Source organism: Nocardia sp. NPDC101769 (genome assembly GCF_044766925.1).
Lineage (GTDB): Bacteria > Actinomycetota > Actinomycetes > Mycobacteriales > Mycobacteriaceae > Nocardia.
This window is the reverse complement of record NZ_JBIWMX010000095.1, coordinates 1-4,924: the sequence shown is the minus strand read 5'-3', so window position 1 is coordinate 4,924 and position 4,924 is coordinate 1. Positions and strand designations below refer to the sequence as shown.

Genomic DNA, 4,924 nt, shown 5'->3' with positions numbered 1-4,924 from the left:
GGCGTTGGCGCGCCGAGTAGATCGAAACCTGTTGATTGTCAGATCATCCGGGAAGGTACGCCCTCCCGGTCATCCACAGGTTTTGATCATTGCTCGCACGCGATCTCCTGACCGAGAAGGGCATTCTCGCCGAGCTGAGGGACCACGCCGCTTCAGCGACGACTACATCGACACCGTCTGTGCCGCCAAGGAGGCCACCGATCCTGTGCAGCGGCTGCACCTGGTCGCCGCGATCGCGCGCCGCGTGCTGGATGCGGAACGCTCCGAGATGCACCTGCTCTTGGTCGCAGCCCTGTTGCGTGATCGAATCAGCGCGCGGGAATCCCTATCCGCCCTTCGACGTCGGTCAGCACCTCGTAGGTGGTGAGCAGATTGCCGTCGATCGGAGCATGGTCGGGCAAGCGGTGGGCGGCCTGGCACCAAACCCCGCCGAACAGGGCAAACATCAAGCAAGGGTAGAAATCAAGCTTGATGCCCGACCGCCTGACATTGCCGCGATTCACAGTCCCCACAGGCTGACATCGTTCGAATCGATCGGTGCGCGGCCGATGCGGACAAACCCTTGTCCGGCACGTCGTAACCGCAACGTAAAGCGCTGCAGCACACTGACGTTCAGTGCCACATGCGGCGCATCGATGGACGCGCCACCGAGGTCGACCAGCATGAGGTAACCGCATCGACCTTCGTGCCAGGATGGTGCGTTCGGGGCTGGGCCGGATCGCCTGCGCCGGAGCAGGATCCCAGTTTCAATGAGACCCCCCGGTGCATATCTTCGCAGTACCAGGGTCCGAGGCCCCGGGGCCGCTTTCGTCACTGGCGGCAGCCGATGCGCATGCCCCCACTTTTCGGGGTGTCCGCTGAACTTGCCTGTGACGCTCGGGTTTCGAATGGCGCCGGCGATCCCCTCATCTCTCTGACCTCCGATAACGTTTAGTTTTCGGTGCTTTTCGGGGCCTAGCGCTCTCCTGAACCTCCGATCGGAACTTCTCCTCCGATCCGCCCGCCGATCGCCAGTCTCACGATATCGCGGCGGAGGACGAACCGGGGCTCCTCTGTTGGACTGATCATGCGCGACACGACCGTCCGATGCCCGACGTCAGCAGGGACGGCGAACTACTGCGTCACGCCGCGCGGATCGCGCATGGCCATCACCATGGAGAGTGTGACCGACAAGGAACCGCATCTCACCATTCTCTACTCCTGCACCGCGAACTGCCTTTTGTACGAAGAGGATCCGGGTCCCGCCGAACTCAACATCGGTTCGGAGCTCGAGCCGCGGATGGTGCCACGTAGTCACGCTTGGCGTGACTATTACGCTCACCACCTGATCACTCAGATTTCCGCCGACATCGCTCGGCTCAGGCAGTGCTCCGAATGGGCTCAGCAGCAACATGATCGCGACGACCTCCCCGACGATATGACCGAGTCGGAGCGAGAAGAGGCCAAGCCCGGCCTGCCCGACGACCTGGAGATCGCGGCTGAGATGCGGTAAACGCAGGCCGACAACGGCTTCGTGGTTCACATCCGCCAACGATCACTGGCTCCACCGGCGCATGGCCGCACTGAACCTGCGACGACTGCTCAACCTCGGCCTCAACCTGGCGACGGCGCGGGCACACTCGCCGTGCTGGCTGCCGAACGGAGCCGCCCTTGGTCCTACACCTTCGCCGTGCGCACGTCCTCGGGCGGGCGGCGCCTGTATCAGTGGCCGAGAAGGCGTCGCAGGCGCTGGCGCTGCTGGCGTTGGTCGCCGGGCAAGATGTGGGCCGAACATGATTGGATCCACAGCTTCGGCGCCGCCATGCCGCAGGAACAGGTCGCGCAGCTGCGGCCCAGCTTCCCGGCTGTGCAGCATCCGATCGTGCGCGTCATTCCCGAAACGGGCCGGCGGGTGCTATTCGTCAACCCCGGCTTCACCACGAAGGTGATCGGCCTGAGCGAATCGGAGTCGGCCGACTTGCTGCGGACGCTCTACCAGCACATGAACCGCCCCGAGTTTCAGGTTCGATTGAAGTGGCAGCCCAACACAATCGCCATGTGGGACAACCGCACCTGCCAGCATTACGCCGCCAGTGACTACTTCCCCAAGCGCCGGGTGATGGAGCGCATCTCCATCGTCGGCGATCGCCCCATCGGAATCGCGTAATACCGCAATGGGCGGTTTGCCCACGGACAGAATCGAGACACGTATGCAGAACGAGCTGACTGCCGTGCCGGGCCTCATGCCCGTCCATCCGGCATCCGTGCACCGGCCCCGGCTGGACATGCTCAGCGGCCTCAGCCGCGATCGGCTGAAGCAACTCTTCACCGGCGCCGACGCGCCCGGCGACGACTCGGCCCGGGCCCTGCACGGCGATCAGGTGCTGCGCGGATTCGCCCCCGTCGGCGGTCGGGTGCTGAATCGGGTCCTGACCAGGCCCGGGTTCTTCTGGACCGGCAAGTCCTTCCGCGACCTGGGTGACGGCACGATGCTGGGCCACAACTTCTTCCAGCTCGCCGGTGGGATGCGCGCATTGCCGTTTGTCGCGACGGTCGGCGAATCGAGGACCGACGGGAGGCCCGCGGTCCGGATCGATTACGGGCATCCCCGCGTCGCCAACCAAGGTCCGAGCCGATGGCTCTATGACGAGATCCGCGAGATCGAACCGGGGTTGTGGCTGGGTCCGGGCTATCTGCGCCGCGACCGATCCCTCGTGAACGTGTGCTGGTTCGCCCTGGACACCACGGTCGAATTCGACGATCTGGCCTGATTGCCGCGGACTTGCTGGGCCCAGTCGGCCAGCGCGCAGAGTTCCGCGGTGAGAGTGTCGGGGTCAGCCCCCGGTGTCATCCTGGTTGTCCGGCCGGTTACGACTGGCCCAGGTGTTCCCCGAACCTGGCCTACTGGGCGAGGACACCGAACGACAACTGCGGGAGGTGTGGGAAGCGTCCACACCGGCGCGGCCCCGGTTGTGGCGCAGCCGAACTCGGATTCAGCCCACGGGGATGACGGAGCTGGTGTCGCGGCTACCGGCGCCTCTTCGACACCGACCTCGACGACGACCGGCGCAACCACGCCGCGGACCGGCCGACCAAACACCCCAGAGCGCTCGATGAGGATACCGACATCGAGATCCCTGCACACCCGGGCGATCTGCCGGACCTGGACGACATACCGGCCGACCCACCACACGAGCAGGCGAGTGCCGGCGCGCTCGAACCGTCCTTACCTGCGGTCCCGGAGTTTCTGAAGTATCCGCTCGCGGACTTCGTGCGAGAACCGTCCGAGCGTCCGAGTGGCGAGAAGTGTCCGAGCGACAACTCTGGTACTCCAGCACTTTGCCGCCGGAGCTGCCCGAGGGCTATGAACCAGACCCCGGCCCGATAGCAAGGAGAAGTGACCATGGAACCCTTCTAGGTCAAGCTATGCTTTCCGCTACTGCTGCCAGAGGGTTGGTGTGCATTCTGCTGCCCATCGGTTCTCCAGAGTTGGGGTGAAGAAGAGACCTTCGACCGCGTCGCAGCTTGTGGTGAGTGTTGACGGCGCGGGGGAGGTCTCTTTCTGTTATTCGCGGCGTCGGCCGGGCCGAGCATCCCCGAAATGCTCGGCGTTGTGGCGGGAGGTGGACGGGTGCTCCGTCGAGGAGTACGGGTATCGGCCGAAGCGGGGTGCACTGGACGCGCTGGCCAAGTGCCGGGAACGGTGTTGGTTCAAGGACTGGGTCATCGATTTGGATGTCGAGAAGTTCTTCGACTCGGTGGACCACGACCTGATGGTCAAGGCGGTGCGCGCCAACGTCACCGCGCAGCAGCACTGGATCGTGCTGTATGTGCCGCGGTGGCTGAAGGCCCCGATTCTCATGCCCGATGGTGAGCTCGCGCAGCGAGATCGCGGGACCCCGCAGGGGGGCTTATGCGCAGCTGCGCATAACGACCCCTGCGGGGTGCCGGTGACGGTTTCCTTGGAGGTGCCGACCTCGGTAAGGATGCCGGCCTTCAGGAACGCCTTCACCAGCGCGAGCACGCGCTTGTCTCCGATTCGCGCCCGCACCCGGTCCATTAGGGCCGGATGCGAGATCTCGTCGAAGCACGCCTTGATGTCGCCTTCGAGCACCCACTCGTAAGTCTTGGATGCCAGGAAGCGTGTCTCGGCCATCGCGTCGTGCGCACGCCGGTTCGGTCGGAAGCCGTATGAGCACGGCGCGAAGTCCGCCTCGAAAATTGGCTCCAGCACCAGCTTCAGCGACGCCTGGACCACGCGATCGGCGACAGTCGGAATACCCAGTCGACGTCGCTTGCGCGACCCCGGTTTGGGAATCATCCGCTCTCGCACCGGCGTCGGGTGAAAACTGCGGGCCTTCAACTGTTCCCGCAGTTCGGTGAGGAAGCGTTCCTCACCGATCCGTTCCCGGACGAAGGCGGCGGTCATTCCGTCGACTCCGGCCGAGCGTGCGCCCTTGTTTCCCGCGACCCGTTCCCAGGCCATCAGCAGAAAGCTGGGATCGGTGACGAGGTTGAACAGATCGTCGAACCGACGATGTGGTTCGTCGTTCGCCCAATGGTGCAACTTGGTCTGGATCTCCAGTACCCGCCGCTCAGCCCGAATCGCGGTGAGCGACAGTTCATTGTATTCACGAGCGTTCTCCTGGCCTTCCAATACTTCCGCTGCTGATTTGCTGGCTCCCTTCGCCATGTGACCGGCTTTCCCGATCTCGGACTACTACGAAGCCTCCGCCCCGGGTCAAGTCCCGGGGCGTGGTGTAACTGGGGGTAGTCACCGCATGATCCGAAATATCGGTCAGGCGGTGAGTTCTGCTGGTGTGGTCTCCTCCTGTTCGTCGGTGGGTGCGAGCCCGCGGGAGCGGGCCAGGACGTCGAGGCCGAGGTAGCGTCGGCCTTCGATCCATTCGTCGTGTTGCTCGGCCAGGACCGCGCCGACGAGGCG

General features: G+C 64.5%; 4 protein-coding genes and 4 pseudogenes. 4 read left to right on the top strand and 4 right to left on the bottom strand.

Going from position 1 to position 4,924, the window contains the following annotated elements:
• Window positions 1–308: 308 nt before the first annotated feature.
• Both ACIRRA_RS45350 and ACIRRA_RS45345 read right to left on the bottom strand, forming a co-directional pair.
• Window positions 309–446, bottom strand: a complete 138-nt coding sequence (locus ACIRRA_RS45350) for a hypothetical protein (RefSeq protein ID WP_402782144.1) — start codon at window positions 444–446, stop codon at window positions 309–311.
• A 53-nt stretch (window positions 447–499) separates the two neighbouring features.
• Complete coding sequence (locus ACIRRA_RS45345) at window positions 500–664, bottom strand: hypothetical protein (RefSeq protein ID WP_402782141.1); 165 nt, start codon at window positions 662–664, stop codon at window positions 500–502.
• Between the two features lie 402 nt (window positions 665–1,066).
• On the opposite strand from ACIRRA_RS45345, the gene ACIRRA_RS45340 reads away from it, so the two are divergent.
• The 4 genes and pseudogenes from ACIRRA_RS45340 to ACIRRA_RS45325 form a co-directional block, all read left to right on the top strand.
• A complete protein-coding gene (locus ACIRRA_RS45340) occupies window positions 1,067–1,492 on the top strand; it encodes a hypothetical protein (protein ID WP_402782138.1) in 426 nt (141 codons plus the stop codon).
• 273 nt (window positions 1,493–1,765) lie between these two features.
• Window positions 1,766–2,146: pseudogene (locus ACIRRA_RS45335) on the top strand (TauD/TfdA dioxygenase family protein); the annotation flags it as partial.
• A 43-nt stretch (window positions 2,147–2,189) separates the two neighbouring features.
• Window positions 2,190–2,750 (top strand): hypothetical protein, encoded by a 561-nt coding sequence (locus ACIRRA_RS45330; protein ID WP_402782135.1) that lies wholly within the window; start codon window positions 2,190–2,192, stop codon window positions 2,748–2,750.
• Window positions 2,751–3,437: 687 nt separating this feature from the next.
• Window positions 3,438–3,842: pseudogene (locus tag ACIRRA_RS45325) on the top strand (hypothetical protein); the annotation flags it as partial.
• A 65-nt stretch (window positions 3,843–3,907) separates the two neighbouring features.
• Here the strand turns inward: ACIRRA_RS45325 and ACIRRA_RS45320 are convergent.
• Window positions 3,908–4,558, bottom strand: a pseudogene (locus ACIRRA_RS45320) (reverse transcriptase domain-containing protein); the annotation flags it as partial.
• Window positions 4,559–4,777: 219 nt separating this feature from the next.
• A pseudogene (locus ACIRRA_RS45315) lies at window positions 4,778–4,924 on the bottom strand (IS256 family transposase); the annotation flags it as partial.